The organism is Exiguobacterium sp. s95 (assembly GCF_018618655.1).
GTDB classification, from domain to species: Bacteria; Bacillota; Bacilli; order Exiguobacteriales; family Exiguobacteriaceae; genus Exiguobacterium_A; species Exiguobacterium_A oxidotolerans.
This window is the reverse complement of the sequence record NZ_JACSMM010000001.1, coordinates 180,195-203,901: the sequence shown is the minus strand read 5'-3', so window position 1 is coordinate 203,901 and position 23,707 is coordinate 180,195. Positions and strand designations below refer to the sequence as shown.

Below are 23,707 nucleotides of genomic sequence, written 5' to 3'. Positions count from 1 at the left end.
CTTCTTTACCTGATAACCTATAATCAGTGCCAATTTCATACTAACATTAGTTCTTCTTCTTTCACTTGTTACTCAGCTTTGATACGCTTTTAACCAATGGTATGGTTGCAACTCATGGAGTGCTTTAAAGACTAGTGCTTGCTCGGGATTCGTGACGGCAGCTTTGACGTCCGCACCAAAGTAAAACAGACGCTCCTGGCAGACACCGCATGGACTCAAAATCTTGAACGGTGCCTGTTCATCGTCCCGCACGACACAAATCGTATGTGTGATCCGACAATTCAACTTGTGTGCTTCGAGGATGGCACCAGTCTCGATGCACAATTCCGTCGACGCATTGACGACTTCCGGTGCGACACTCGTCAAGATCCGCCCGTCATCGGTCGCCATCGCTGCCGCTCCACCCCATCCGTTCGAATACCTCGTTTCGATTAATTCTTTTGCTGCCTCAAATAACTGCTGTTCAATATTCATTTCATCACTCCTGTATGCAGACGCATTTTGACGAATTCAAAGCTTCCACCGTTCGTTTCTTGCTGAAACCGTTCAATCGGCTCAAAACCGCTTTTAGTGTACAACCGGATTGCCCGTTCGTTAAACGTTGCGACGGCTAATTCAATGTGGCGCGGTTGATACTGCTTGATCGCAAAGGCAAGACCGGATTCCAAAAAAGCCGTTCCGTTTCCCCGTCCCGTCAAATCAGGTCGCATCCCTAACGCCAATTCAAGGCTGCCCTGTCCGGGTTCGAACACAAAAAATCCGATCAGTTGCGTACCGTCCATCACCGCATAGTAATGTTCTTTCCGTTTGTCCGGATCCAAAAATTCCGCCAGGTCCTCCTGATCATTCGGCATATCGCAGAACGCAAAGTCACCCTCATATTGCCAGTCATACGCAATCTGTTCCGCCTGATGTTGTGTCAGTGGTAAATAGGTATAGGTCATTGCAAGCGACCTCCCTTCAAAAGGAATTTATGCATCAATCAGGATCGGTTTTTTCGATATTCGAGCAACAGTGGTGCCAGATTCAGTCCAATCGACACAATCGTCAAGAACCACCAGACGCGTTCCATTCCGGGAACAACGTCTGCCAAGGCCGCCCAGTCCTCCGCTTCGACCCAGTTCGCAATTTGACTGTTTTCCGCACACAGCGTGAGCGCCGTAAGCGATAACCCGGCAGCCATTGCCAGCTTATAGTCCTTGCCGATGAAGTACAAAATCAGATTCACCGCCGTCGCGAAGATGGCAAGTATCCCAAACAGTAACCACATGACCGTATCCCCTTTTTTTCCTGATTGTTTGTCCTATTATTTTATTTATTGTCTTCAAGATAAAGGGTTTCGTCGATTTCTTCATACGTTGAAACCGCGTCATACATGACAGTGAGTTCAGTGTCTTCAGACCACTGCCAAAAATAGTCGCCTTGCGCGATGATCGCACGTTCTAAAAAACATTCGAAATTTAAATTTAACGCAACCGCCGTGTCTAACCCGTCCGATGGATGCACAACCGTGATATATGGGTTTTTAAAAGAGTCTTCTGCATCTGTACATTGATTTTTATCAATTAAAATCCAATTTTCATCGATTTGACCTATGATCCAGTAGTTTCCTTCCGAGAGGAGACCGTCTTCTGAATGGTACTCTTCCGACATTTCAAGCATTTCCTCAAGCGGAAACAATTCTAGGATTAAATCGGATTCTGTCTCAAATAAACCGCACCCATTATGCAACGTTAAAAAATGTTTGTAGTCCTTTGGCAAAGAATACGTATCTTTCAGGAAGTGTGAATCAATCTCTTTAGACGTTAACGGTGTATGGAAGGTGCAAGTGGCCCATCCATTTCTCCCGTATCTCCCCATAATAAATCTCGGTTCATCTTTGAACATTTGTTTGAGCAAAATCAACGTTCTTTCAATTGGTTTCATTTGATACGCTCCTACTTTTTTGAATTCCTATTACATCAAAAACATTACCTTCATTTTATACCTTTAGTTGGAAATAAAGATACTAGGTTACAGATTTTATGATATGATCAACGCAATACCTTAATTACATTTATTACCTATTCTATCTTTAGAAGGAGGGCTTTGAGTGAGTGGTGATGGACTACTTTGGAGTGTATTATTACCAAGCTTAATCGGATTTAATGGATCAGCCATCCTTTTATACAGAAAAGGGAAAATGCCGTTATGGGGATCCGGCTTACTAATTGTCATACTCGGACCAATCATCGCTTTGATAACCAGCTCTGTTTTTTTAAAGATCGACCATAGTATGGGCGGATACGGTTTTGGAGCAGCTTATTCAGCAGCTTTTATTGGGTTCGTTATCGTGGGTAACGGGATTCTTTATCTCTTCATCGGTCTCGTATTAGGGATTAAGAATTTTATTAAACGACGGCAAGTAAATCAGTTAAGATGAAAATACAGAATAGAAAAGGAACCATAACTTCGAATCATGATGCACGGTCTGTTCACTTGAAATCCTGTATTCTCATACGATTCCATTCTTTTTCTTGATTTGTACAAGATACTTCTCGACCTCGATCCCACTCTGCAATCAAACAAAGCAGACCAAAACCTGTCATTAGCAGGTAGTGCATTGTACTAACGGACTCCACGTTAACATACCGCCAAGTCATTCCCGCTACAAAAAGCAACGGAACAACTGCCCCTAAATACACATTCTTTTGACTCGATAATACATACTGCACTCCGAGTATGCCGGCATAAAGTAAACCCATCCATAGAAAATCCATTCTTCTTCCTCCCCTAGTCGAGCATATTTTAAAATCTTCAACCGTCAAACGCCTTTTCATACATCCAGGCAGGTTTCTTCAACCATTTGCCAACATCAATAATTTACCATATTAAAACGAAGAATGATTTGATATTTCTGATGATTACAAAAATGTAAGCGAGCACCTAAATTAAGCAAAGCTAAAAAACGATTCTTCTCGTGTAAGAGAACAATCGTTTTTCGTCTTCAATCTGAAGTCCCTACTGGATGCTATTCTCTATACACGCAAGGATGATGATTTGACTAATTTTAATCAAACGAAGCATAATGATAAACAGCAAAGCGTTACACAACTCACTCTGCAATGAAAGGATGTTGGTTATTATGTCATCAAAAAAAGTATGGTCAGTAGAAGGTTATGAGGAACATGGTGTAGAGAACCATCAAAAAGCAACTATGACGGAAACGTTTACGAATGAAGCCGATGCTCGTAAAGCTGCTAAAAAAATGGCGGACAAGTACGATCAACTCGATGTATACGTCATCTATACGAATACATCAAGCGGTAAAGCAGAAGAACGTTTCTTTAATTCGAATGGATCTTATAGTGAAGAAGGATTTGAATGGTAACATCTCAGCCGTCGATTTGACGGCTTTTTTGTACGATGAATTACACGATTAAGCACAATACCTAACTGAATACACAAAAAGAACCGCTCAACAGAGCGGTTTTAAGGATGAATATTGCATTTTACACCAAGTTTGCAGTGATTTTCATTGAATGTTGGACGTAACTTACGCTTGCGGGCGTTTTCGGCGCAATCCGTAGTATTGGTAAAACTGAACTTCGATATTTCCGTTATAGAGTTTACGGCGTTTCGTCGTCGGACGACCGAATGCTTTTTCGAACTCGACGTACGACGTGATCATGTAGACACTGTAGTACGGGAATTCACGGAACTCATTGCCGATCTTCCGGTACAGCTGATGGACTTCACGGGCGTCCTCCAGACGTTCTCCGTACGGCGGGTTACCGACGACACCAAAGTCTCCCTTCGGCTTGAAGTCGGCTGCATCCCGTTGCATGACGTTGATCGCGGCCCGGACGTCAGCGAGCTCGGCTTTGTCATTTGCTTTCTTGATTGCATCGAATCAAGCTTTTTTCGGAATACCTGCCCAATCTCGCGAAGTGAACTCGCGGTTGATCCTCGGAGCGATATTCCATCCGATCATCGCGGCTTCGATGGCCAGTGTCACGGAACCGGTGAAGACGTAATGAAACATCTGTACCGCAAAGTAAAAATTACCGAGACTTTTTTACTGTTTTTCTGGAATGAGTTTCATAAATTGAAATGTACAATTTTACGATAGACCTAAAAGTTCATTCAAAACTCTAATTATAGTTAATAAACCCTTAGGTAAATCATCATATATTTCAATTTGACGAATTGTAATATTAAGTGCAATACCTAGCTGAAAACACAAAAAAACCCATAACGGCCTCGTGTAGAATAGAGTTACCACACAAAATTCAACGGAGGATTCGTTATGAGCTATGTTCATCTCACCATATCAGAAAGAGTCAAAATAGAGACGTATCTCGAGCTAGGTTTCTCTGTCCGAAAGATTGCGGGACGCCTGAGTGTCAACCTTCTACGATTTCACGAGAATTGAAACGAGATCCTTACTACGATTCTTCTCATGCTGACCAGCGTTATGTGGAGCGAAAAAAGAAGTGCAGTGCACGTACGAAGTTTACGCTCGAAAAAGGAGTCTAGATCCTCGAAAAGTTACGGGAGACGTGGTCCCCTGAACAAATTGCCGGACGATTATTCCAAGAAGAAGGACTCTCGTTCAAGACAATTTATCGTTGGATTTATAGGGGTCTCATCGAGGCCAATTCTGGACTCCTTCGGCAAAAGGGGAAGCATCAGAAACCACGTGTGAGACGCGCGGACGCTTCGACGTTGGACTGCCAATTAGCAAACGTCCGTCCGACGTCAAAGATCGTCAAACATTCGGACACTGGGAGTTAGATACCATCGTCTCAGGCAGAGGGAAGTCCAAGGCCTGTGTCGCGACGTTCGTCGAGCGGAAGAGCCGTTTCTATCTCGCTGTACCGATGGAAGACCGGTCAGCTCAATCGATGGAGTTTGCGATTCGAGCATCGCATCTCTATTTCCCACCGGGAAAGTTCAAGACCGCGACGACAGACCGTGGAAAAGAGTTTAGCTGTCATGAACGAATTCGTGAAGCGTTAGGCTTACTGATGTACTTCGCTGATCCGTATTCTTCTTGGCAGCGTGGGATTAACGAGAACACCAATGGTCTTCTCCGTGAATTTTCCCTAAGGGGACTGATTTCGGAAAGGTCAGTTGTTCTGAAATCGCTCAAGCGCTCGCCTAGATTAATGGGAGACCACGAAAATGTCTCAACTGGAAAACTGCATACGAGGTCTTCACAGAAGAAGTCTTGCACTTAATTTTACAAATCGTCATTTACATAAAACTAACAAAAAATATGACTAAATAATGAAATGCTTGATCTAATTCAAACATTGCTAATTTGACTGTAGTATCATTTGGATTTTCTATCCTTTTAATTTTTTTTGCCCACAAATTTAAAAATTCACCTTTGTCTAAAATTACATGTGTTATAAAAATAACAATAATTGCTGACCAACTAATAAATCCTAAAATTAAGTACGGTAACACGGTTAATATTAATGTATAAATGACACAATGAATTAATAATGGTATCCATTTTTGAGTTTTATTTAAGGCTTGATTATTAGTTTGGAAAAGATAATCAGCAATCTTATGAGCTATATATAATACTATAAATAATTCGACATTAAAGTTGAAATTCCACAAACTACTTATTTCTTTAATATTAAATGAGTTTTCAACAAAAAAATAAATCAATATAATAAAAAATACTATCATAAATCTCATTAATAACGAAATTGATTCATTGACTCTATCAATTTTTAGGTTTCTAATGAATGAAACCTTTTGTAACTCTAGTACTATTTCAGTTTCAACTTCTATTTTTGAAATTTCTTTAAATTCTTGGATATAATCTTTAGTTTTTTTCCCTAATTTTAATTCTTCATGATTCTTATAAAGATATTTAAAATTGAGTGGACCCGGCAAATTATATCCATGAATATAAAATAATCCTTTCCCTTCGATGCCTTCTGAAATAATGTGCGATCCAGGATTATTTCTTGGTACCAAGACTGTATAAGCCAATGTAATGCTTCTTATTAAATAATTAATCATTGTAAAAATTAATATGCATACTAAAACTACTTCAGCCCAACTTTTCATATCAGTGACATTATCTATCCACATATTTTTCATGCTAATTAATGCAGATATAAAAAAAGTCCAAAATGCTATTACTGCTGCTGCTTTTGTATCTGTAAAACGTATAGTATTTTGTCCATCCTCTAAAGCTTTGTACAAAAATTCTTCTTTATACGAATTATCATCATTCAATAATAAATCTCCCTTCGCTTAACTTAATTAATCTAACTTTATTATCAATAACTTCATATAATTGATAATTTAAATCACCAGAATTCCATCCCACAATAATAAATATAGGGGGATAAAAAAAATTGTACTTTTTACTAAATTTTATCATTGTGGAAATATCGATCAATGAAGCATTTAAACTAGTGTCAGAGGGGTGAGAATGCCAGGTTCCTAATATATAATAATCTTCACTGATTTTTTGAAATGTATATTCCGCAATATAATTCAAGTCAAATGATATACTATATTCACTAGATTGCGCCTTTTCACCCGGACCTGAAACATCGTATATTTTAACCCAATCAGGATTCATTCTTCCATAAATCAAGCCTCCTGTTTCTAAATTTTTCGAAGACTGTGTAATTAATTTTATCTTATAAATGCATTTTTCTAGCATTCTTATTTTTCTTTGATTACTCATAGTTCCCCCTGATACAATTGCATAAATTATGTTTGGGGATATTCCCCATAGTAGGAGTTGCAATTATATCGTTAAATCCCCAAGCAAATACAAAATAATTAAAATTAAATTCTTTTTTTCTATTAAAATAGTTAATTACTGAAACTATCTGTGTAGCGAGAAAAACGTTTTTTTCCCACTGTGATTCGGTGTGCGGTTCACCACAAAAATCATAATTGTAACTTGATAGTCCACTTAACTCGATATCTTTAAATTCATTAAATTGAATTAGTCTATCATTTTCTTTTGACAATTGATAATAACAATTCAAACACCCAGTTTTAGGAGTTGTTATAACGATTTCTTGTAAAACGTTATAAGGAGAAGTCCATGCCCAAATTATTGGTTTGTTGTAGTTTATTAATTCATTAAACGCTATACGGTCGTATTCTTGCGAACTTCCAACTGTAACTACAAGTAAGTCAGATTCCTCAATCAGTTTATCACTTGAAGCAACTGTACTTATTTTAGTATCAATGCTACTGAAAATTAGTTTATTTTGAAGTGCTATTGCTTTATTTACGCCTAAAAAATTACCTGTTAATTCATGATGTCCTAAATTATCAGAAGAAAAAATTTGGTTATCGTGTAGTATGATTTCTTTCGTTTGTTTGTCATTTAGTAAACTAGCTACCTGACTTCCTAGTGATCCTACACCATATAGCCCTATTTTTAGATCAATACTCAAAGGCCGATTAGGTATTGATTCAACTTTTAATGGCTTCACTATAAATTTTTCTTTTCCTTCTATAAATTTTTGATTTGCTATAAATGAGACTGCTTCGAGTTTTCCTAAAAAACCTTTATATAAAACAATAAACGGAAAACTTTTTTTTTGACTTCCAAATATTTTTAAATTAAAGTTATTTCTAACCTTCATAAGTAGCTGATAGAAAGTTGTAAATTTATAGTTTTGAGGTAATCTAAGAACTATAAATTCTGTGTCGATACACTCTTCTTGTCTAATCATAGACAATTTTTTGGCGAAACCGTGATTAGGATAAAAAGAATAACTCTGAGAAAAATCAACTTCTTCTATACTATATGCTGTACCTTCTTTTTTACCAGAAACCTTTTTCCCGCTTTTTAGAATATACATACTTTGCTTAACTTTGATCGTTCCAATAGCCTTAGCTTTGACTTCTTTAATAACATCGTAACCTAAGTATATTTTACTTGTGCTAAAATGAGGCATCATGCGCCATCCCTGTACTTCAGATCCTTCTTCCCACTTATCTTCACAGTTTGACCGCAACCAATCCAATATTCTTCCGTATATAAAAACACCATTGTGTTCATCACTTGCTTTCCAATTGTGTAAACAACAAATTGAAAAAAGAGTATTTTCAATATCTTCACTATAAACTAGCTCGTCTAAATGCTTCCATTTATCGGGTATTATTTCATATAAATTGTATTCGTTATTTATAGCTTTAAGAAAAATATTAGGAGAATTATATGGAAAATCGGTTAATATTATTTCTACTTCGATAAAAAAACCATTTAAATCACCATTTTTTGGAACTTTACCTACCATTGTTTCTTTATCAACTAAACAAAAGCCTAGCTCTGTAAGCTCGGCTTTTATTTGCATCAGATTATCCATGTTGTATTTTTTCACCTTCTTTCAACACTTTGATATTTTGATTTGTTACCTCTTCATATGAAGCATACACGTTGCACATTTTAGCAACTTGATCAAGACTTACAGTATTATTTTTATAAAGAGTACAGTCCAAGTAATGTATCGTTCTTGATTGATCAGTACCAAACATTCGTTTCTTATATACTTGATCTAATTTGCAGATTTTCACGTCTTCCTTAAACTCAATAAGTTCAATGAATTTTTCACCTAACATAACTAATCTACCGTACTTCGGATTAACATCCAGCTTACTTTTAGCATCTTTATAATATCCAAGTAATTTGGCTGAGAAGTCTACTTCAAACGATGTCGCTTTCACTTCGCCTACAGCAACAGTATTAACTATTACTCCTTGACCGTTCATTAGAGTATTTGGAGAATACTCTAAGCCTACTTTGATATCTAATAAATTGTGAATATTAGTTGTTTCCAAACCTTTTTTAGCAAGAGTTTCTTTTAAATGATTATTTAAGATATCTGTACTTTCTAGTACTCTCAAACTCAACAAAAAAGCTCTTGCACCTATTGTCCATTCATCCTGATCTTCTAACTGTTTACCGCCGAATAAGACCATGAGCCCGTCTCCCGTTATGGAGTGAATATGACCTTGATAGTACCTAGCTAATTTGATCCAAGTAGAAATTGCTTTTTGTTTTAAGTCAGCAATTTCCTCTATAGTTTCTCCACTTTCTTCTGAAATAAACAACGCTCTTTTGGTAAAATTAGTTAAATCAATAAAAAGAGAACACATTTTTACGTCTTTTTCTCTAAACGAGTCATCTAAGAAATGATCGTTACTCTTAATTTGATCAATTAAATAATCATAATCCGGATGGCCGCCTATTCTAAATTCTTCATTTAATTCTTCATCTATTATTTTTTCGATTTCTTGCTTTTTTATATCTTCTTCTAGGCTCTTTAACATTCCGTCCTGTTGGAATAATGCTTGCAGTGGGTTATAAGTATCTTTGTAACGTTGCTCTTTCTGCATTAATTCATAATATTTTGTCGGTTTCATTGGTCAACCTCCCTAAAGTAAGTAAAAAACAAAATTGTTAGAATAATCATAACATAATTATTGTAGTTAAGTCTTTTTGACCTATGTACTTCTCTTTTAGCGGACGCTTCAACGTTGGATTGCCAATCAGTAAACGCCCGTCCGACGTCAAAAAGCGTCAAACGTTTGGACATTGGGAGCTTGATACTGTTGTATCGGATAGAGGGACGTCAAAAGCCTTTGTTGCAACGTTCGTCGAGCGAAAGAGTCGTTTTTATCTCGTTATACCGATGGAAAATCAGTGCGCTCAATCGTTGGAGTCTGCGATTCAAGCATTACTTATTTCCTTCCCATTTGGAACGTTCCAAACCGCGACGACAAATCGTGGAAAAGAGTTTAGCTGTCATGAACGAATTCGTGACAGGTTAGGCTTACCGATGTATTTCGCGAATCCATATTCTTCTTGGCAACATGGGAGTAACGAGAACGCCAATGGTCTTCTCCGTGAATTTTTTCCAAAGGGGACAGATTTCGGAAAGGTCAGTCGTTCCGAAATCGCTCAAGCGCTCGCTTGGATTAATGGGAGACCACGAAAATGTCTTAACTGGAAAACTGCATACGAGGTCTTTACGGAAGAAGTGTTGCACTTAATTTGACAAACCGTCATAGAAAAAAAGCCATTCAATATGAACGGCTTTTTTTAAATCCTATTCTTAACAGTTTTTTAAATAAATTTACAATATAAACACGATTAAGAATAGATATCCTTTAAGACTGCGGTCTTTTCCGACGCAAACCATAATATTGATAAAATTGTACTTCAATATTCCCGTTATAGAGCTTACGGCGTTTCGTCGCCGGGCGACCGAATGCTTTTTCGAACTCGACGTACGACGTGATCATATAGACACTGTAATACGGGAATTCCTTAAAGGCGTTACCGACTTTCCGGTACAACTGATGGACTTCACGTGCGTCCTCGAGACGTTCCCCGTACGGCGGGTTGCCGATGATGACACCAAAGTCTTCCTTCGGCTTGAAGTCGGCTGCGTCCCGTTGCATGACGTTGATCGCGTCCCGGACGTCCGCGAGCTCGGCGTTTTGTTTCGCGAGCTTGACCATCTCGGGATCCGTATCGTTGGCATAGATTTTGAGCGGCTTGTCCCACTCAGCTTTTTCGTTTGCTTCCTTGATTGCGTCGAACCAAGCTTTTTTCGGAATCGCTGCCCATTCCTGCGAGACGAACTCACGGTTGATCCCGGGTGCGATATTGCGTCCGATCATCGCCGCTTCGATTGCCAGTGTTCCGGAACCCGTAAAGACGTCGTAGAGCGGCATGTCCGGCTTCCAGTTCGTCAGCATCAGCATTGCCGCTGCCATCGTCTCTTTGAGCGGTGCCGCCGAGTGGAACTCGCGGTAGCCGCGTTTATGGAGCGCGTCACCTGACGTATCAATCGTCAGCGTCGCGATGTCTTTTAAGAGCGCGACTTCAATCGGGAAGCTGGCGCCCGTTTTCGGCAGCCACTCATCCCCTTTGTTGTACGCTTCCTGCATGTGCGAGACGATCGCTTTCTCCGTGATTTTCTGACAGTCCCGGATTGAGAACAGCTTCGATTTGACGGACCGCCCGTTGACGACGTAGTTCGCTTCCCACGGGAGCAGTTCGCTCCACGGGAGGTCTTTGACTTGATCAAATAATTTTTCGAACGACGTCGCCTTAAATTCCGCGACGACCAGTTTGACTCGGTCTGCCGTCCGGAGCCACAAGTTCAAACGTGGAATGTCTTCCATCTCACAGTCGATGTAAACTTTTCCGTCTTCGACCGTACACTCATATCCTAAATCGCGGACTTCTTTCGCGACCAATGCCTCGATGCCCATCGCTGCCGTCGCGATGACTAAACGTTTTGCCATGATTGTTCACGCTCCTACCTGTTTTTAAGATTTCCAAAATCATTTCAATAAAAAAAGAGCCCAGTTGGACCTGGACTCTCGTTCAAAGTAAAAATAACAGCCTATGTGGTCCTGTAAGCCATGTTCTGTTCCCTAGTGTTGCAAACGGTTTGACCCTCACACGTGGGCGACAATCATCTATCTCCGTATTTACATACGCTCTCCTTCGCGTTCAGTTCCGCTCCGGAAATTCCCCTACCAAATTTGGGTTTCTCGCTCGTGGGGTTTACCTCGTTCCACCCTTACTGTTTCCAGTAAGGCTCCGTCACTGTGGCACTTTCAAGAAGTTTCGGCCGTATCCGAAGACTTAGGCGTTCCTTCTGCCGTCAGCACGACGCTGCCTACACTTATCTTTTCGTGTAGCACGATCACTACAACCATCGCAGGTTGTGCGAGCATGGACTTTCCTCAAAGCACCGAAGTGCCCCGCAATTGTCCGAACCAACATAGTCACTGCTTAACAGTGTAGCGTACTCCCCTGTTTCCCGCAAGGTTTATTTTCAAAAACGACAATCGAAAAAGTTGCGTGTTCACGTGATTTCGCGGTATAGTACAATGGTTCAGAAGGGGGCATGTACTATGAAAAAACGACGCTCTGGTACGAACCAGCGTACCGTCCGGAAGCTGACGTTCTTGATCGAAATCGATGAAATCAAGGCGCTGCATCTCCGCAACGGCATCTTTGCCTTTTATCGTAAAGGAGAACTCATCCATGCGTTCGAGCCATTTAACGTCAAACAACCGGATGCGTTATCAAAACGAAGCTATCATTTCGACCAACACGATATTCTTTTGATGAACGAACGATTCCCACAACAAATTCCACTCTATGATGAAGCGATGACATTACGCTCATGGGCGGAACAGGTTGAATTCGGTTTGTATCAACTAATTGATTCGGGACGCCTCTCGTTTGTCCATGAGGATGATACCGGGTATAAAATGGAAGCTAAAATCGAGTGGACAGGTGAGACGCTCACTGTGCCGACTCCCGTTTATAAAAAAGGAAAAGACCCAAAGCAAGATCTTTGAGTCCTTTCTTCGAGCCAGTTCCTCACATGAGGAATTGGCTTTTTTTATTTGATTATTTGACCGTCAGGACACGTTCGACCGTTCGTGTATGGCGGCCGGCAGACGTCGTGAAGACGAGTTTGTACGTCCCTTTGTCCTTTAGCTTGTAGGAAAATTTGTGAAGCCCGTTGCGTAAGTTCGAGTCGGAAAACGTTTTGACGACGGCACCGTCCTTATACAGACGGGTCCGGGTCGACGCACTCGAATACTCATTAAAATAGAACGAAAACGTCTGGTTCGGTTTAATGACGGACGGCAACGAGATTTTCGAAATCGGAGCCGGTACTTTCGCCAGCATCCCGGCATTCAGACGGCCTTTCCCGTAATGAAGCGACGTATCGCCTGATTTTTTCGATGCGGCCGCATAAAGCTTACTGCGGAGCGTATGGTTCGAAATGAACGGGTTCTTTGACTTCGCAAGCGCCATGACGCCACTGACGATCGGTGTCGCCATCGACGTTCCGTCGAGGTAGCCGTATTTGTTCCCGACGATCGTCGAGTAGACGCCCTCCCCTGGTGCCATGATGTTCAGTCCACGTCCGTAGTTCGAGAATGTCGATGCCCGACCGAGCGTTCCGACCGAACCGACGGCGACGACTGACGACATCGACGCCGGGAAGAGCAATTTATTGCGACCGTCGTTGCCGGCAGCACCGACGACGATGATGTTATTCGCTTCCGCCTTCTTGATTGCTTTTTCCATGTACGGATCAAATTCATATTGACCGAGCGACAGATTGATGACGTCCGCGCCTTGCGCGATCGCATATAAAATCCCGTCACCGATATCAATCGAACTGGCGTAATCGCCGTCAAAGACGTCCGCGCCGATCAGCTTGACACCGGAAGCGACACCGACGATGCCTTTTCCGTCTTCTGCAGCTGCGACGATTCCAGCGACATGCGTCCCGTGATCATCCGGTTTACGGATTCCGGAAATTGTCGTCGTCTTATAGATGACGTTCTTGAATTCCGAGTGTTTCGTATCAATCGCGTCATCGATGATTGCGACGCGGATATCTGATTTCCCATGACTGTACTTCCAGTAAGTAGGGATGCGTGATTGATCAAGATATGTTTGTTGCAATTGTGCCGAATCGGTCGCCTTCTCGACATCCGTGACGGGAATCAAGTCAGCTTTGACTTCATCCGCATCGAGGTGTGCGAGTGGCTCGACGAGCGAAAATCCGTCCTGTTTCAGCGGACGTACTTCTTTTAGGCCTTGGTCTTTTAACCAGGTTTGTTTTTGTTGGTCAGTGAACGTCGGATCGTACTGGACATATTGGGAACTAGCGAATGCCGTCGTCGGTAGACCGACCGCAAGCGCGACAGTGAGTGATACAAGTTGCTTTTTCATATGGACCCTGCCCTTCTGTTAACACACGCCGATTCGATTGATTTGCTGATTCAACGGACTTAAAAAGGAACAGTGCCACCTGATTCTTCGCTGACTTCAAATGAAGTGATTTTCCCAATCGTGACATACGCATAGTACCGTGCCAGGACGGCGCGCCAACGCGCGGCGTCAATCCCCGTCAAGTCTTCTCCGAGCGGAGAACCGTCAAATGTCTCAAACTGCTGACAAAAAAACGCTTCTTCGTCCTCGTTCCATATCACAGACTCGCCAATGAAACCCGTTGAAAATCTGACGAAATCCGCAATCGAGGGACCGATTACTTCTGCCGGGAGGCGTTCACTCATTCTCCCGACCAGTTCATAGCGGTCGCGCTGAGCTTGATCCGCGTCTTCTAACGTCTGACAAAGTAATACTTCGCGATTGATTTCAACTAGAACGATGTAGTCACCGCTCGGTACATTGACGTGTATCATCACTACACCCCTTGGATTAAATTCGTGTAGTTTCTTGATGTGACTTGCTGTTCACTGCCTTATAATGTCCATTTTCGATCAAACATCAATTCAATCGGTTCGTTGTTCTTAGACTTTAACACATGGACGCGCGTCGTATCAATTTGATCGAGTAAATCAGACTTTTGGAGCGAGCGGATTTCAGTCGCTTCCGACTCGGCGATGCGCGCCCGGTGTGGCTCAAGCAACGCTTGTTGCTGACTTGCGAGGGCATACCAGGCAAGCCGCGCAAACGGCTCGTCTTTCGCCGTCTCAAGAGCGTAACTTTCAAAAATGTCCGGCAAGTAGCTGCTGAATTGATCGAGCGCATCAATGCGTTCCGCTAAATCGAGGACCGTCAACCAGCTCGGTAACGATAACAACGATTCACTTGACCACCAGTCGATTAAATCGACGTGCTCTTTAAAGAGTTGTTGTGCTTCCGTCCGGTCGATGAAGTGGTGCATCGTTTGAATCAATTCATTCCAGGCGACCGTCCAATATTCTTCCGACGGGTTCGCCGAGATGAAGAATTGACGATACACCGTCAACAGCTCCGATACGTCACGGAGCGTTTCGACTTCCAGCCGCTGGTTGAGTCGACTGACTGCTTTCGTGAAATAACTTGGTTCTAATGTTAGCGCCATATAAAGTAATTTCGGGACATCTTTCAAATCTCCTTGATCGACAGTCTCAAATAATTCTTGAATCCACTCTGGTTGTTCGTTCGTCATAATAAATTCTCCTCTACATAGTAAATTTATTTACTATACCCGAAAAGAAATAAATGTAATCCTCTTCTTTAAAAAGCACCAATCCGTTTAGCTGTTTCTTCTCCACATAACACGATCAACAATGAGCCGGACGGAATCGTTTCGTCGAGCCTTCGGTTCAGGTCGAGTCGCTTTCCGTCGGACAAAATCGTCACGCCTTCTTCGAGCATCGCATGGAACGCTTCACGGTACGTCGTCCACTCCGGTCGTACCGGAATCGAGAACATTCCGTCCCCGTGTTTCGTCAATAAGTTCGTCACGACTTTCGTCACGCCCGGGTGGTGGGAGGCGAGAATCGCCATCCGGGAAATCGTTTCGTCCCCGAGAATGACTTCGTCGACCTTGATTTGTTCAAAGCTGTCGAGATGTTCTTCAAGCATCATCTCGACGATTGTATAGATGTCAGGATTCGCGCGTTCGATACTCGAAGCAATCAGCAGCGTCCGGCCGTCCGCCAGCGCCGGTGGCATTGAATGATCGGCGAGGACGATTGCACGCGCCGCCTGTTTGACGTTCGCCCGTTGTAACGTCGAGGCGAGTGCCGGGTCCCCGTTGACATAGTGGAACCGTTCGTGACTGAATGGTTCTCGCTCCAAATCATCGACGAGGATGACATCCGTCGTCTCGAGCAGTTCCTCGATGACATGTTTCGACCGGCGGCTGTAGCCGAAGACGATCGTATGGCCTGACTCTTTCACTTGCAACAACCCTCTCTCTTTTTGATCGCGGATCACTTGGACTCCGTCGACGAGCTTCGAAATTAAACTCCCGACGATCCCGATCCCGAAAATGAATACAAAAATCGTCATCATCCGCCCGAAATCCGTATTCGGGAAGAAATCACCGTATCCGACCGTGACGACGGTCGTCATCGTCCAGTAGACGGCACGGAAATACGAGCCGAACGTCTCCGGTTCGACGAGATACATCAGCAAGGCGACGCCGAACACAAAGAAAAACGACGCATAGCCTAACGTCCGCATCTTTAAAAAGGACATTTTTCGTAAAAATCGAAACCAAATCATCCTTTTTTTCACTTCCTTTCGAACAATATCTCTTCGCACCCTGTTAATAGGGGCGAAGGAGGTGATACACATGACACAAGCGGAAGAAATCAAAACGAGTCTCGTCGTCGTCTTCGAACGAGCGGATAAAGTTTCACCGAACGGAGATGCCCTCATCGGCCGTCGTCGCTTCAACGGACTCCGTCCAGACTTAGCACCTGAAGCTGTCGCTGCAATCGGTCAAGCCATCGGCGCAATGATTACAGGAACATACACACACAGTGAAATCAGTCGTGACTACGCTCTACTCAACGCCTAATCTTAAAGGAGGATTCTCATGGAACATACCATTTTATTGACGTTCGACACATCGACGAACAAACCGTTTCGCCTTCGGTTATCCGGTGCGAAAGCAGACACGACGGTCGCTGAGGTCAAAGCACTCGGCAACTTGATGGTCGCACACGATCCGTTTTATAACGGCATCATCAAACTGCGTGAAGCCGAACTGCAAAACAGCTCGGAATCCGCCTACGTCCTCTAACACGCACCAGTTGTCATCATCACCGATTGAGGTGATGATGACTTTTTTTTGGTATACTAGTGTTATCAACCAGCTGGAAAGGAAGTCAATTTATGGCCAAACGCCCTCTTACCCCTCGCGAATGCGAACTCGTCGTCTGTAGTCTCTATGTAATGGAACTGATTCCATTCGAAGGAATTATGGAACGACTCGAGTCGATCACGCTCCGAGACATCATCGGACCGGTCGCGACCGGTGACGCGACCCGTCAACAAGCAGCGGAGTCGCTTGATCAATACATCAAGGTGCGGCGCCGCCGTTTCCGTAACGTCCCTCCGGAACATTTATGGTCGCTCGACGACCGGATGGAGCAGGAAGCATTACGGATGATCCGTAAACGCTCTCCCCTCTCTGCCGGAGAGAAGCTCCAACCGAAAGCAATCCCGTTCGAGATGGGTGACACCGTCGAGATGAAGGTTACGGAGATTCAGGAACGCAACAGTAAAGTGACCGTCATCGGGAAAGTCGGACAAGTCACGGCAAAACTTCCCGTCGCGAACCGCCAAGCGCTCAAAGGCAGCAAAACGATAGCAGCTTGGGTGACGGGCATCGAGAAAAAACCGGCCTTGATCCACTTGTCGACTTCCGACTACGGAAAACACCAACCGTCGGCTGAAGTCCTCGCGGCATACGTGACGGCCATCCGGGGCTTACGTCAGTTTTTCGAAACGAACGAGCTGCCTTCGACAGAAGAAGTCGATTTAGCGAAATCCTTGTTCCAACGGATGATCCGCCGCGATCAAAATGACTGGTTCACGGTCTATGTCGCAATGGGCCGTCCCCAACTCGACCATGTCCGCCGCTGGGTCAAGGTCATCCAAATGCTCGGCAAGTCACTGCGTGGCGACGAAGATGCGACACGCCAACTGGCTTCACAGGAAGATCGCTTCTTCAAGGACGCGTTACTCCGTGCCTGCCGCTCCGTCGAGAAGAATCTCGATTCGCGTACGTAACCTCTTTCGACTCTCACACATGAAATACCTATTAAATGAAACCGATTTTCCGAAACAAAAAAATGCCGCTACCGTCGAACACTTACTTCGAGGTAGCGGCATTTTGAAATTAAGTGATGTCGAGCGTCGACTCAAGGGCCCGACACGTTCTGCGGATCGTCGGTAAAAAGTCCGTTCGTTTCGCGACGCCGCCTTTAATATGAACATGATGAATCCCTTTTGTCCGTTGAATCGCCGTCAGGACCGTGACGAGTTCGACGAACCAATTCGAAATCAGTTCTACGACCTGCTCATCAAAAGCAGCCGCTCCATACACATCATACCCGTTCTCGCAGAGATGGTTCGGGAATTGTTGCTTAAACCGAAAAATTAACGTCTCCGTCGTCGGAATCGACCATTGCTGAAAGAGGATGCGTCGCTCATGATCCATCGACGTTTCAATCACTCCGTCCGTCTTTAACTTTGGCTGACTACCGATGTTCAAAATCCAACTCGTTTTCTTTCGTTCGCCAGTAGAAGTGATCGTTCGCATGGTTTCGTCCATCTCCTTTGATGTGTAAGCGTTTACTCTCTTATTCTACAAGCCGATTGACCTTTCGTGCAAGTGACAAACTAATGAAACTGAACGATGCCTTCGTCTGACGTTCAGTCTAACAAACTTTTCCGCTGTTGACGATGGCAGTAATTAACAACATTCCCCGCGTCTTACTTTTTTTAACCGCCTGGACGCAAATCGGCAAAAAATGATCGAATCCTGCGACACCATCCGTCCCGTAAAGAAATAGCTACTAGCTCCACTAAAAATGTGATACCATTCAGTGGAATCATCGAAAGAGGAGAGAACATTATGCGAAAGTTTTTACGAGTTAGCATCTTGTTCGTACTGTTCGTCCTCATCGCCGGCAGCTTCGTCTACTGGCAGAATCGGGAACGTGTCCAAAATGAATTGTATCGTACCTATTACGGGCAATACGGCGTCCCTGCCGAGAACATCGACATCTACGAACAAGCCGGTGACCGTTATGAAATCGATTGGAAGCTGTTAGCAGCAATCCATCGGGTCGAGACGATTTTTTCGAACTCTTCCGCGATGCAGTCGTCCGTCGGCGCCATCGGTCCATTCCAATTCATGCCGAAAACATGGGTCGGTTGGGGATATGAAGGTGGTACGTCGCTTGGTGACATCGAGCACGACGGGATTGATTTGACGGATCCGGAAGCAATTGAAAAGTATGGCGGTCTTGGGGTCGATGCTGACCAGGACGGCAAAGCCGATCCGACGAACCTGACGGATAGCGCCCATACGGCAGCGAAGTACCTCAACCAGCATGACGTCACGAAAACATCTGAACGCCAGACGCTCGAGTCCGCACTGTTTGAATACAATCGCAGTGAACAATATGTCGTCGACGTCCTCGCACAATACGATAATTATCAACAGCAAGTCGAGACGATTGATGCGAACGACCTCGACTTCAAACAAAAGACACTCGCCCTACTTCTTCGCGTCAGCTCACGTTTACTCAATTAAAGGAGGCACCACCATGACACAACCCGATCTTTCATCACTTCAGATCGAGGAATCGTCGATCCGCGTCAAGACGACATTTGATGCAGACAAGACGAAACGTTATTTGCGAAGCTACATCTTTGACGACATCGAGGAAGGAACGCACGTCGCCGCGATGATTTATACACCGCGGACGACGGACGCCTTCTTGTCCGGGACGACGACACAACGGGCGTATAACTTGATGAAGAAACACGTCAGTGCTCCCGTCAAACAATACGATATCATCAGCTTGATGCCTGATTTACTCGTCAGTGAAGATTTACCGTTCGCTCAGGCGAGCTATGACGAAATCAACTACCAATTCGTCGAACAGACGTTACAGCAAGTCCGGGCCAAAAATGGTGTTGTCTTATGCGGATGGGGCTCCCCGGGTCGCTTGATGCACCACTTGCCTGCATTCGAAGATTTATTCAACGAATATGCCGACATATTATACTGCTCCGGCATCACGTCTAAAGGCGAACCGAACCACTTGCGTCTGACCGTCGACGACAGTCCGATGATTACGTATCGTGAGATGCAACAAAAAGCGAAAAAACTGCGGCGTAAATAATGCGTCAACAAAAAGGTGTTCTTCCCGGATCATACACACGGGAGAACACCTTTTTTTAGGACGATTAAAGCATTTACGTCTGGATGCTGTCTTGTCTCATCGGTAAAGCGGTTCGAATCACTTTTCGACTTCGACTTCCAGAATAGCTTCGATTTCTGCTTCGACTTCTTTATTCACCATCTGCGAACGTTTTTTTCTCAATTCAAGATCCATTTCTTGATCGATGAACTGGTTCGTATGCTTATCAAAACAGCTGTAACAAACCGCATGAAAATCTTTTTCATCTGTCTTCAAAGATTTAAATTCCCACGTCTCCAGTTCCAGATAACTGACTTGGTTATTCGTTTCTTTTCCACATATTTCGCACGTCATGTTCATTCCGCTCCCCTTTTCAGACATCTTGCTTACTTTTTCCTAATTGGCGTTCTTTGATTCGTTTTAGACGTCCATGATATTTCATGATGTTCGCTTGTGATTGTTTGGCTTCTTCACTCGTCGATTCCAAGTTCTCGATATCCCAGTATTTCACGACGACATCTAATACTTGGTCGAAGTATTGGAGTGGTCCGTAATTCGTATCGACGGCGATGGTTTTCATGCGCTCGGTAAAGTCCGGCATGACGGCACCCGGCATCGAGAAGTTAATGATGACATCTTCAAAGAACACGATGAAGTTCGGATCGAGCTCAAGGTGTGCCTTTACCGTATCGCGATAGAACGCATAGTGAAGGGCTTCGTCTTTCGCCAAACGGCGAAGCAGCGTCGCCAAGTCTTTGTCATGCGCCCCTGCCACTCTCGCGACGTTGTTATAGAAAACGAGTGTCGCAAGCTCCTGCAACGACGTATAGGCCATTGTTGCTAAAGGATTCGTAAAGTCCGGGAACCAACCACTTTCAACGACGCGTCTTCTTAATTGATGCAACCGGGTCGGATTGACGTTTCGTGTCACGAGTAAATACGTTTCGAGTAAGCTCGAATGCTGATCTTCCTCCGCCGTCCACGTACGGACGAAATCATTGATGACCTCCATCGAATTTTTAAAGGTGTAATCCAAATGCGACGTGTACCAAGGTAAATTCACTTCTGTCAGCAAGGCCGTTTCCACCGCAACGATGACACCTTCCGGAAGCGTGACTTGACTTTCCTCCCAAGGAACCCGTTTAAATGACATCGCCTTGTCCCAAGGAATGAATTCGTGATAGCTCCAGTCGATATGTGCAGAGCGTTCCTTATGTAATCGATATAATTCTTGAATGCGCGGTTCTAAACGAATATCTAAATCTGAATTTAACATGATCATGTCTCCTTTAAGATGTTTTTTTAACCTTAACCCATTTAAATGTATTTAACCATTATAATGATTTAAATCAAACTTGTTTATGGCTATAACATTTTAAGGAGCAGGTCGTATTAGCTACTGTAGACATTATAAAGTGAGACGCCGTCCTATCCAAGAAAAAAAACCTGCATTCACAGATTTTTTAAAAATCCATGCATACAGGCTTATGACTCACTTGAGAAAAATCGCTAAAATGATTTGAATACTATTCACCCTGTCGTTCATTTTCGCGTCAGTACAGCATCAATTCAAGTAAACAGTCGACGAGATCCTTCTCAAGATCCAGTGCCTGGAGCTGATGCATCAAATTGATCGGCTCAAGACGTTGCGTCAACAGACGATAGAGACGGTCCTTCAAGTCGTAGCCGATTTCCGCCTGATCGAGGAACTCATATAAGCGTTCCATCCGATTATCGTTCGTTGACATTTCGACTTGGAGCGATAACGTGACCGTTTCCGTCACTTCACCGAGCGAAACCGTCAACGATTGTTTTTTCGGGTCATATTCGCCCGGTAACGTTTCTCCGTCACGGACGATATACCCTTCGTTGACACCACGTAAAATCACGGTGATGACCCGTTTTTCAGGCAACAGTTCCTGTTTTCCGATTGGTGCTGCGATCGTCATCGTCCGGGCGACCCAGTCGAGTTCGAACGATGTCTCGACGTTTTCCCCGTCCCGGTGGGCGACACCGACACTGTCATCCTCAAACAGCGTGAATTGGTTCGAGGCGCCAGGGAATACGTGAACATCGAGGTGTTCCGGATTATGCAAGGCGTTCGAGTGCTCGACGTGTCGACCGAGCGGAATGATCGCGCCTGCTTTCGCCAGAACCGCCTGTTCGTCAAGCTTTCGGAACAGACGCATTTGTTTCCCGCCTGTATAACGGTGACCGGAGAAGAAATCGAACCATTCCCCGTCCGGCAACCACGCCGTCGTCGCCGCGACGTGTAATTTCTGATTCATCGGTTCGACGATCGGTGCGACCATCATTTCCGTTCCGAAATAATACTGGTTCGGGACGGCATACGCAAGTTCGTCTTCCGGATGCTCATAATACATCGGTGAGACGAGCGGCAATCCGTCAAAATGATTGCGGGCATTCATCGTGTAGATATACGGGACGAGTTGATGACGCAACCGTAAATACCGTTTCATGACTTGTTCCGCCTCGACCGAATACCGCCACGGTTCCTTCCCGTTAAAGATGCTCATCGTACTGTGCAAACGCATGATCGGGCTGAAGACACCATATTGGAGCCAGCGCGTCGATAATTCATCATCTTTTTCACCGCGCTGGTGTCCGCCGATATCGTGACTCCACCAGCCGTAGCCGATGTTCGACGCCGTCGCCGTGAAGTACGGCTGGAACTTGAGTGATGCCCAGGAGATGATCGTGTCACCGGAGAAACCGACCGGATAACGATGACTGCCGGGTCCTGCGTAGCGTGAGAAGATTAACGGACGATTGCCGTCACGGGCGATATCGAGCGCATGGTAATGATTGAGCATCCAGAGCGGGTCGAGCCCTTTAATCTTCGAGTTCGCTCCCTGTTGCCAGTCGATCCACCAAAAGTCGACGCCGTCCGCCTCATGCGGGTGATGCAGTTTCGTGAAGTAGTTTTCGATGAACGTCTTGTCCGAAAAATCAAACGGAATCCGGTCTTCCGTATCCGGATCAAGTCCCATCGCGACAGCCATCGCTTCATAGGCCTCTTCAAACCCGCGAACACCGTCCGCCGGGTGCAGGTTGAGCGTCACCATCCGGTCATCATCCTTCAACCATTTCAGGAAGCCTCGCGGATCGGGGAACAAGTCGCGGTTCCACGTATAGCCGGTCCAACCGCTCCCGTATTTTTCCGGAATGTCGGTCACGTGCCAATCCATGTCGATGACGCTGACGGAAAACGGGACGTCTTCTTTTTTGAAACGTGTCATCAAGTCTTTGTATTCTTTTTCGTTATAGCGCCAGTAACGGCTCCACCAGTTCCCGAGAACTTGACGCGGCAGCATCGGCGTCGGTCCTGTTAAATGATAAAAGTCTTTCAGCGCTTGTTTATAGTCATGACCATAACCGAAGTAATAAATATCTTTTGCCCCGTCTTGGCGCGGCTCGACGAAATGATCTTCCGTCAGGACGAACGAAGCCGAGTCGTCAATCGCCGCGTACCCTTGGCGGGAGATGATTCCTTCTTCGAGCGGAATCTCCCCGTCCGCATGGTCGAGTGTCCGCGCCGTCCCTTTGAGCGTCCGGAGCGGTCCGCCGAATGTATAGCGGCTGTAGTACGTACTGAAGTTCCCGAGCACGTCGACATATAACGTGTTCTCAGCGAACGGACCTTTCGTATAGTGGAGGTGCACATGTTCCGTGATGATTTGCAATTCCGTATCGTCTTCAACGATTCGGAATGAAGGGACGGGAAAATCGCGGTTCCAGACCGTTTGCGTCGGCCGGTCCTCAAAGCGACCATCCTCCGCGTATTCCATCCGAATCATCCGACTCGTCAAAATCGTGAAGCGGTAATGATCACCTTGAATGATCGCTTCCGGTCGTGCCAGTGGTTTCATGTCTCGCGTATAGAAATGGGATTCGTCAATTGTTCGCATACGGGATCAGGACGAAATCGTCCTTTTCACTTCCTTCCAAAAAGTAAGTAGTGCAACCGATGTAC

Annotated in this window: 28 protein-coding genes, 1 other RNA gene and 2 pseudogenes; 11 read left to right on the top strand and 20 right to left on the bottom strand. The window is 44.4% G+C overall.

The window, feature by feature from the left end; translation table 11 throughout:
* Positions 1-72: 72 nt before the first annotated feature.
* The 4 genes from KNP99_RS01055 to KNP99_RS01040 are packed head-to-tail and all read right to left on the bottom strand — an operon-like array spanning position 73 to position 1,926.
* Positions 73-474: a cytidine deaminase gene (locus KNP99_RS01055; RefSeq protein WP_214801305.1), complete on the bottom strand. Its 402-nt coding sequence runs from the start codon at positions 472-474 to the stop codon at positions 73-75.
* Positions 471-944, bottom strand: coding sequence for a GNAT family N-acetyltransferase (locus KNP99_RS01050; protein WP_214811171.1), 474 nt, complete (start codon positions 942-944; stop codon positions 471-473). The genes KNP99_RS01055 and KNP99_RS01050 overlap by 4 nt, the downstream gene beginning before the upstream one ends.
* A gap of 38 nt (positions 945-982) precedes the next feature.
* A complete protein-coding gene (locus KNP99_RS01045; RefSeq protein ID WP_088836886.1) occupies positions 983-1,270 on the bottom strand; it encodes a hypothetical protein in 288 nt (95 codons plus the stop codon).
* A gap of 41 nt (positions 1,271-1,311) precedes the next feature.
* A complete protein-coding gene (locus KNP99_RS01040) occupies positions 1,312-1,926 on the bottom strand; it encodes an SMI1/KNR4 family protein (protein WP_215193001.1) in 615 nt (204 codons plus the stop codon).
* Between the two features lie 166 nt (positions 1,927-2,092).
* On the opposite strand from KNP99_RS01040, the gene KNP99_RS01035 reads away from it, so the two are divergent.
* The gene (locus tag KNP99_RS01035; RefSeq protein ID WP_215193000.1) at positions 2,093-2,422 is read left to right on the top strand and encodes an ABC transporter permease; all 330 of its coding nucleotides are present in this window, start codon (positions 2,093-2,095) and stop codon (positions 2,420-2,422) included.
* Between the two features lie 52 nt (positions 2,423-2,474).
* Here KNP99_RS01035 and KNP99_RS01030 read toward each other — a convergent pair whose 3' ends face one another.
* The gene (locus KNP99_RS01030) at positions 2,475-2,759 is read right to left on the bottom strand and encodes a hypothetical protein (protein ID WP_215192999.1); all 285 of its coding nucleotides are present in this window, start codon (positions 2,757-2,759) and stop codon (positions 2,475-2,477) included.
* A gap of 365 nt (positions 2,760-3,124) precedes the next feature.
* Here KNP99_RS01030 and KNP99_RS01025 point away from each other — a divergent pair, with 365 nt between their 5' ends.
* The gene (locus tag KNP99_RS01025) at positions 3,125-3,370 is read left to right on the top strand and encodes a hypothetical protein (protein WP_215192998.1); all 246 of its coding nucleotides are present in this window, start codon (positions 3,125-3,127) and stop codon (positions 3,368-3,370) included.
* Between the two features lie 165 nt (positions 3,371-3,535).
* On the opposite strand, the gene KNP99_RS15245 is transcribed toward KNP99_RS01025, so the two are convergent.
* Positions 3,536-3,826, bottom strand: a complete 291-nt coding sequence (locus KNP99_RS15245) for a hypothetical protein (protein WP_251133024.1) — start codon at positions 3,824-3,826, stop codon at positions 3,536-3,538.
* On the opposite strand from KNP99_RS15245, the gene KNP99_RS15240 reads away from it, so the two are divergent.
* Positions 3,825-4,016, top strand: coding sequence for a hypothetical protein (locus KNP99_RS15240; RefSeq protein ID WP_251133023.1), 192 nt, complete (start codon positions 3,825-3,827; stop codon positions 4,014-4,016). The two genes, KNP99_RS15245 and KNP99_RS15240, sit on opposite strands and share 2 nt — an antisense overlap.
* Before the next feature lie 272 nt (positions 4,017-4,288).
* A pseudogene (locus KNP99_RS01015) lies at positions 4,289-5,272 on the top strand (IS30 family transposase).
* Here KNP99_RS01015 and KNP99_RS01010 read toward each other — a convergent pair.
* From KNP99_RS01010 to KNP99_RS00995, 4 genes are read right to left on the bottom strand one after another with little or no spacing between them, the layout of a single operon-like run.
* Positions 5,239-6,243, bottom strand: a complete 1,005-nt coding sequence (locus tag KNP99_RS01010) for a DUF3307 domain-containing protein (protein WP_215192997.1) — start codon at positions 6,241-6,243, stop codon at positions 5,239-5,241. The pseudogene KNP99_RS01015 and the gene KNP99_RS01010 sit on opposite strands and share 34 nt — an antisense overlap.
* Positions 6,236-6,703, bottom strand: coding sequence for a hypothetical protein (locus tag KNP99_RS01005; protein WP_215192996.1), 468 nt, complete (start codon positions 6,701-6,703; stop codon positions 6,236-6,238). Before KNP99_RS01005 ends, KNP99_RS01010 begins: the two co-directional genes overlap by 8 nt.
* Positions 6,696-8,348 carry a ubiquitin-activating E1 family protein gene (locus KNP99_RS01000; protein WP_215192995.1) on the bottom strand — a complete coding sequence of 551 codons (1,653 nt, stop codon included), beginning with the start codon at positions 8,346-8,348 and terminating at the stop codon, positions 6,696-6,698. Before KNP99_RS01000 ends, KNP99_RS01005 begins: the two co-directional genes overlap by 8 nt.
* A complete protein-coding gene (locus KNP99_RS00995; RefSeq protein ID WP_215192994.1) occupies positions 8,341-9,405 on the bottom strand; it encodes a hypothetical protein in 1,065 nt (354 codons plus the stop codon). The genes KNP99_RS01000 and KNP99_RS00995 overlap by 8 nt, the downstream gene beginning before the upstream one ends.
* Before the next feature lie 101 nt (positions 9,406-9,506).
* Between KNP99_RS00995 and KNP99_RS00990 the strand changes: the two are divergent.
* Positions 9,507-10,040 (top strand): annotated as a pseudogene (locus KNP99_RS00990) (IS30 family transposase); the annotation flags it as partial.
* A gap of 112 nt (positions 10,041-10,152) precedes the next feature.
* Here the strand turns inward: KNP99_RS00990 and KNP99_RS00985 are convergent.
* Both KNP99_RS00985 and rnpB read right to left on the bottom strand, forming a co-directional pair.
* Positions 10,153-11,298: a THUMP domain-containing class I SAM-dependent RNA methyltransferase gene (locus tag KNP99_RS00985; protein WP_215192993.1), complete on the bottom strand. Its 1,146-nt coding sequence runs from the start codon at positions 11,296-11,298 to the stop codon at positions 10,153-10,155.
* Between the two features lie 109 nt (positions 11,299-11,407).
* An RNA gene (gene rnpB, locus KNP99_RS00980) (RNase P RNA component class B) lies at positions 11,408-11,781 on the bottom strand.
* A gap of 135 nt (positions 11,782-11,916) precedes the next feature.
* On the opposite strand from rnpB, the gene KNP99_RS00975 reads away from it, so the two are divergent.
* Positions 11,917-12,369, top strand: a complete 453-nt coding sequence (locus tag KNP99_RS00975; RefSeq protein ID WP_235195231.1) for a hypothetical protein — start codon at positions 11,917-11,919, stop codon at positions 12,367-12,369.
* Between the two features lie 52 nt (positions 12,370-12,421).
* On the opposite strand, the gene KNP99_RS00970 is transcribed toward KNP99_RS00975, so the two are convergent.
* The 4 genes from KNP99_RS00970 to KNP99_RS00955 all read right to left on the bottom strand — a co-directional run bounded on the left by KNP99_RS00970 (position 12,422) and on the right by KNP99_RS00955 (position 16,054).
* Positions 12,422-13,765, bottom strand: coding sequence for a S8 family peptidase (locus KNP99_RS00970; RefSeq protein ID WP_214804853.1), 1,344 nt, complete (start codon positions 13,763-13,765; stop codon positions 12,422-12,424).
* 59 nt (positions 13,766-13,824) lie between these two features.
* The gene (locus KNP99_RS00965; protein ID WP_088836881.1) at positions 13,825-14,238 is read right to left on the bottom strand and encodes a hypothetical protein; all 414 of its coding nucleotides are present in this window, start codon (positions 14,236-14,238) and stop codon (positions 13,825-13,827) included.
* Between the two features lie 59 nt (positions 14,239-14,297).
* Entirely contained in the window at positions 14,298-14,990 is a 693-nt protein-coding gene (locus tag KNP99_RS00960; RefSeq protein WP_159172631.1) for a hypothetical protein, read from the bottom strand.
* Positions 14,991-15,058: 68 nt separating this feature from the next.
* Complete coding sequence (locus tag KNP99_RS00955) at positions 15,059-16,054, bottom strand: potassium channel family protein (RefSeq protein ID WP_214765629.1); 996 nt, start codon at positions 16,052-16,054, stop codon at positions 15,059-15,061.
* A 70-nt stretch (positions 16,055-16,124) separates the two neighbouring features.
* Here KNP99_RS00955 and KNP99_RS00950 point away from each other — a divergent pair, with 70 nt between their 5' ends.
* The 3 genes from KNP99_RS00950 to KNP99_RS00940 all read left to right on the top strand — a co-directional run bounded on the left by KNP99_RS00950 (position 16,125) and on the right by KNP99_RS00940 (position 17,569).
* Positions 16,125-16,352: a DUF1659 domain-containing protein gene (locus KNP99_RS00950; protein ID WP_215192992.1), complete on the top strand. Its 228-nt coding sequence runs from the start codon at positions 16,125-16,127 to the stop codon at positions 16,350-16,352.
* Positions 16,353-16,370: 18 nt separating this feature from the next.
* Positions 16,371-16,577 carry a DUF2922 domain-containing protein gene (locus KNP99_RS00945; RefSeq protein ID WP_029333475.1) on the top strand — a complete coding sequence of 69 codons (207 nt, stop codon included), beginning with the start codon at positions 16,371-16,373 and terminating at the stop codon, positions 16,575-16,577.
* Between the two features lie 92 nt (positions 16,578-16,669).
* Complete coding sequence (locus tag KNP99_RS00940; RefSeq protein ID WP_159172632.1) at positions 16,670-17,569, top strand: hypothetical protein; 900 nt, start codon at positions 16,670-16,672, stop codon at positions 17,567-17,569.
* A gap of 109 nt (positions 17,570-17,678) precedes the next feature.
* Here the strand turns inward: KNP99_RS00940 and KNP99_RS00935 are convergent, their stop codons facing one another.
* A complete protein-coding gene (locus KNP99_RS00935) occupies positions 17,679-18,101 on the bottom strand; it encodes a hypothetical protein (RefSeq protein WP_088836877.1) in 423 nt (140 codons plus the stop codon).
* A gap of 315 nt (positions 18,102-18,416) precedes the next feature.
* On the opposite strand from KNP99_RS00935, the gene KNP99_RS00930 reads away from it, so the two are divergent.
* A complete protein-coding gene (locus KNP99_RS00930; protein WP_029333472.1) occupies positions 18,417-19,100 on the top strand; it encodes a lytic transglycosylase domain-containing protein in 684 nt (227 codons plus the stop codon).
* A gap of 13 nt (positions 19,101-19,113) precedes the next feature.
* Complete coding sequence (locus tag KNP99_RS00925; RefSeq protein WP_029333471.1) at positions 19,114-19,695, top strand: DUF1643 domain-containing protein; 582 nt, start codon at positions 19,114-19,116, stop codon at positions 19,693-19,695.
* A 117-nt stretch (positions 19,696-19,812) separates the two neighbouring features.
* Here the strand turns inward: KNP99_RS00925 and KNP99_RS00920 are convergent, their stop codons facing one another.
* The 3 genes from KNP99_RS00920 to KNP99_RS00910 form a co-directional block, all read right to left on the bottom strand.
* Complete coding sequence (locus tag KNP99_RS00920) at positions 19,813-20,073, bottom strand: hypothetical protein (protein WP_029333470.1); 261 nt, start codon at positions 20,071-20,073, stop codon at positions 19,813-19,815.
* Between the two features lie 13 nt (positions 20,074-20,086).
* A complete protein-coding gene (locus KNP99_RS00915) occupies positions 20,087-20,989 on the bottom strand; it encodes an acyl-ACP desaturase (RefSeq protein ID WP_215192991.1) in 903 nt (300 codons plus the stop codon).
* A gap of 277 nt (positions 20,990-21,266) precedes the next feature.
* The gene (locus KNP99_RS00910; protein ID WP_251131948.1) at positions 21,267-23,603 is read right to left on the bottom strand and encodes a glycoside hydrolase family 31 protein; all 2,337 of its coding nucleotides are present in this window, start codon (positions 23,601-23,603) and stop codon (positions 21,267-21,269) included.
* Positions 23,604-23,707 lie beyond the last annotated feature (104 nt).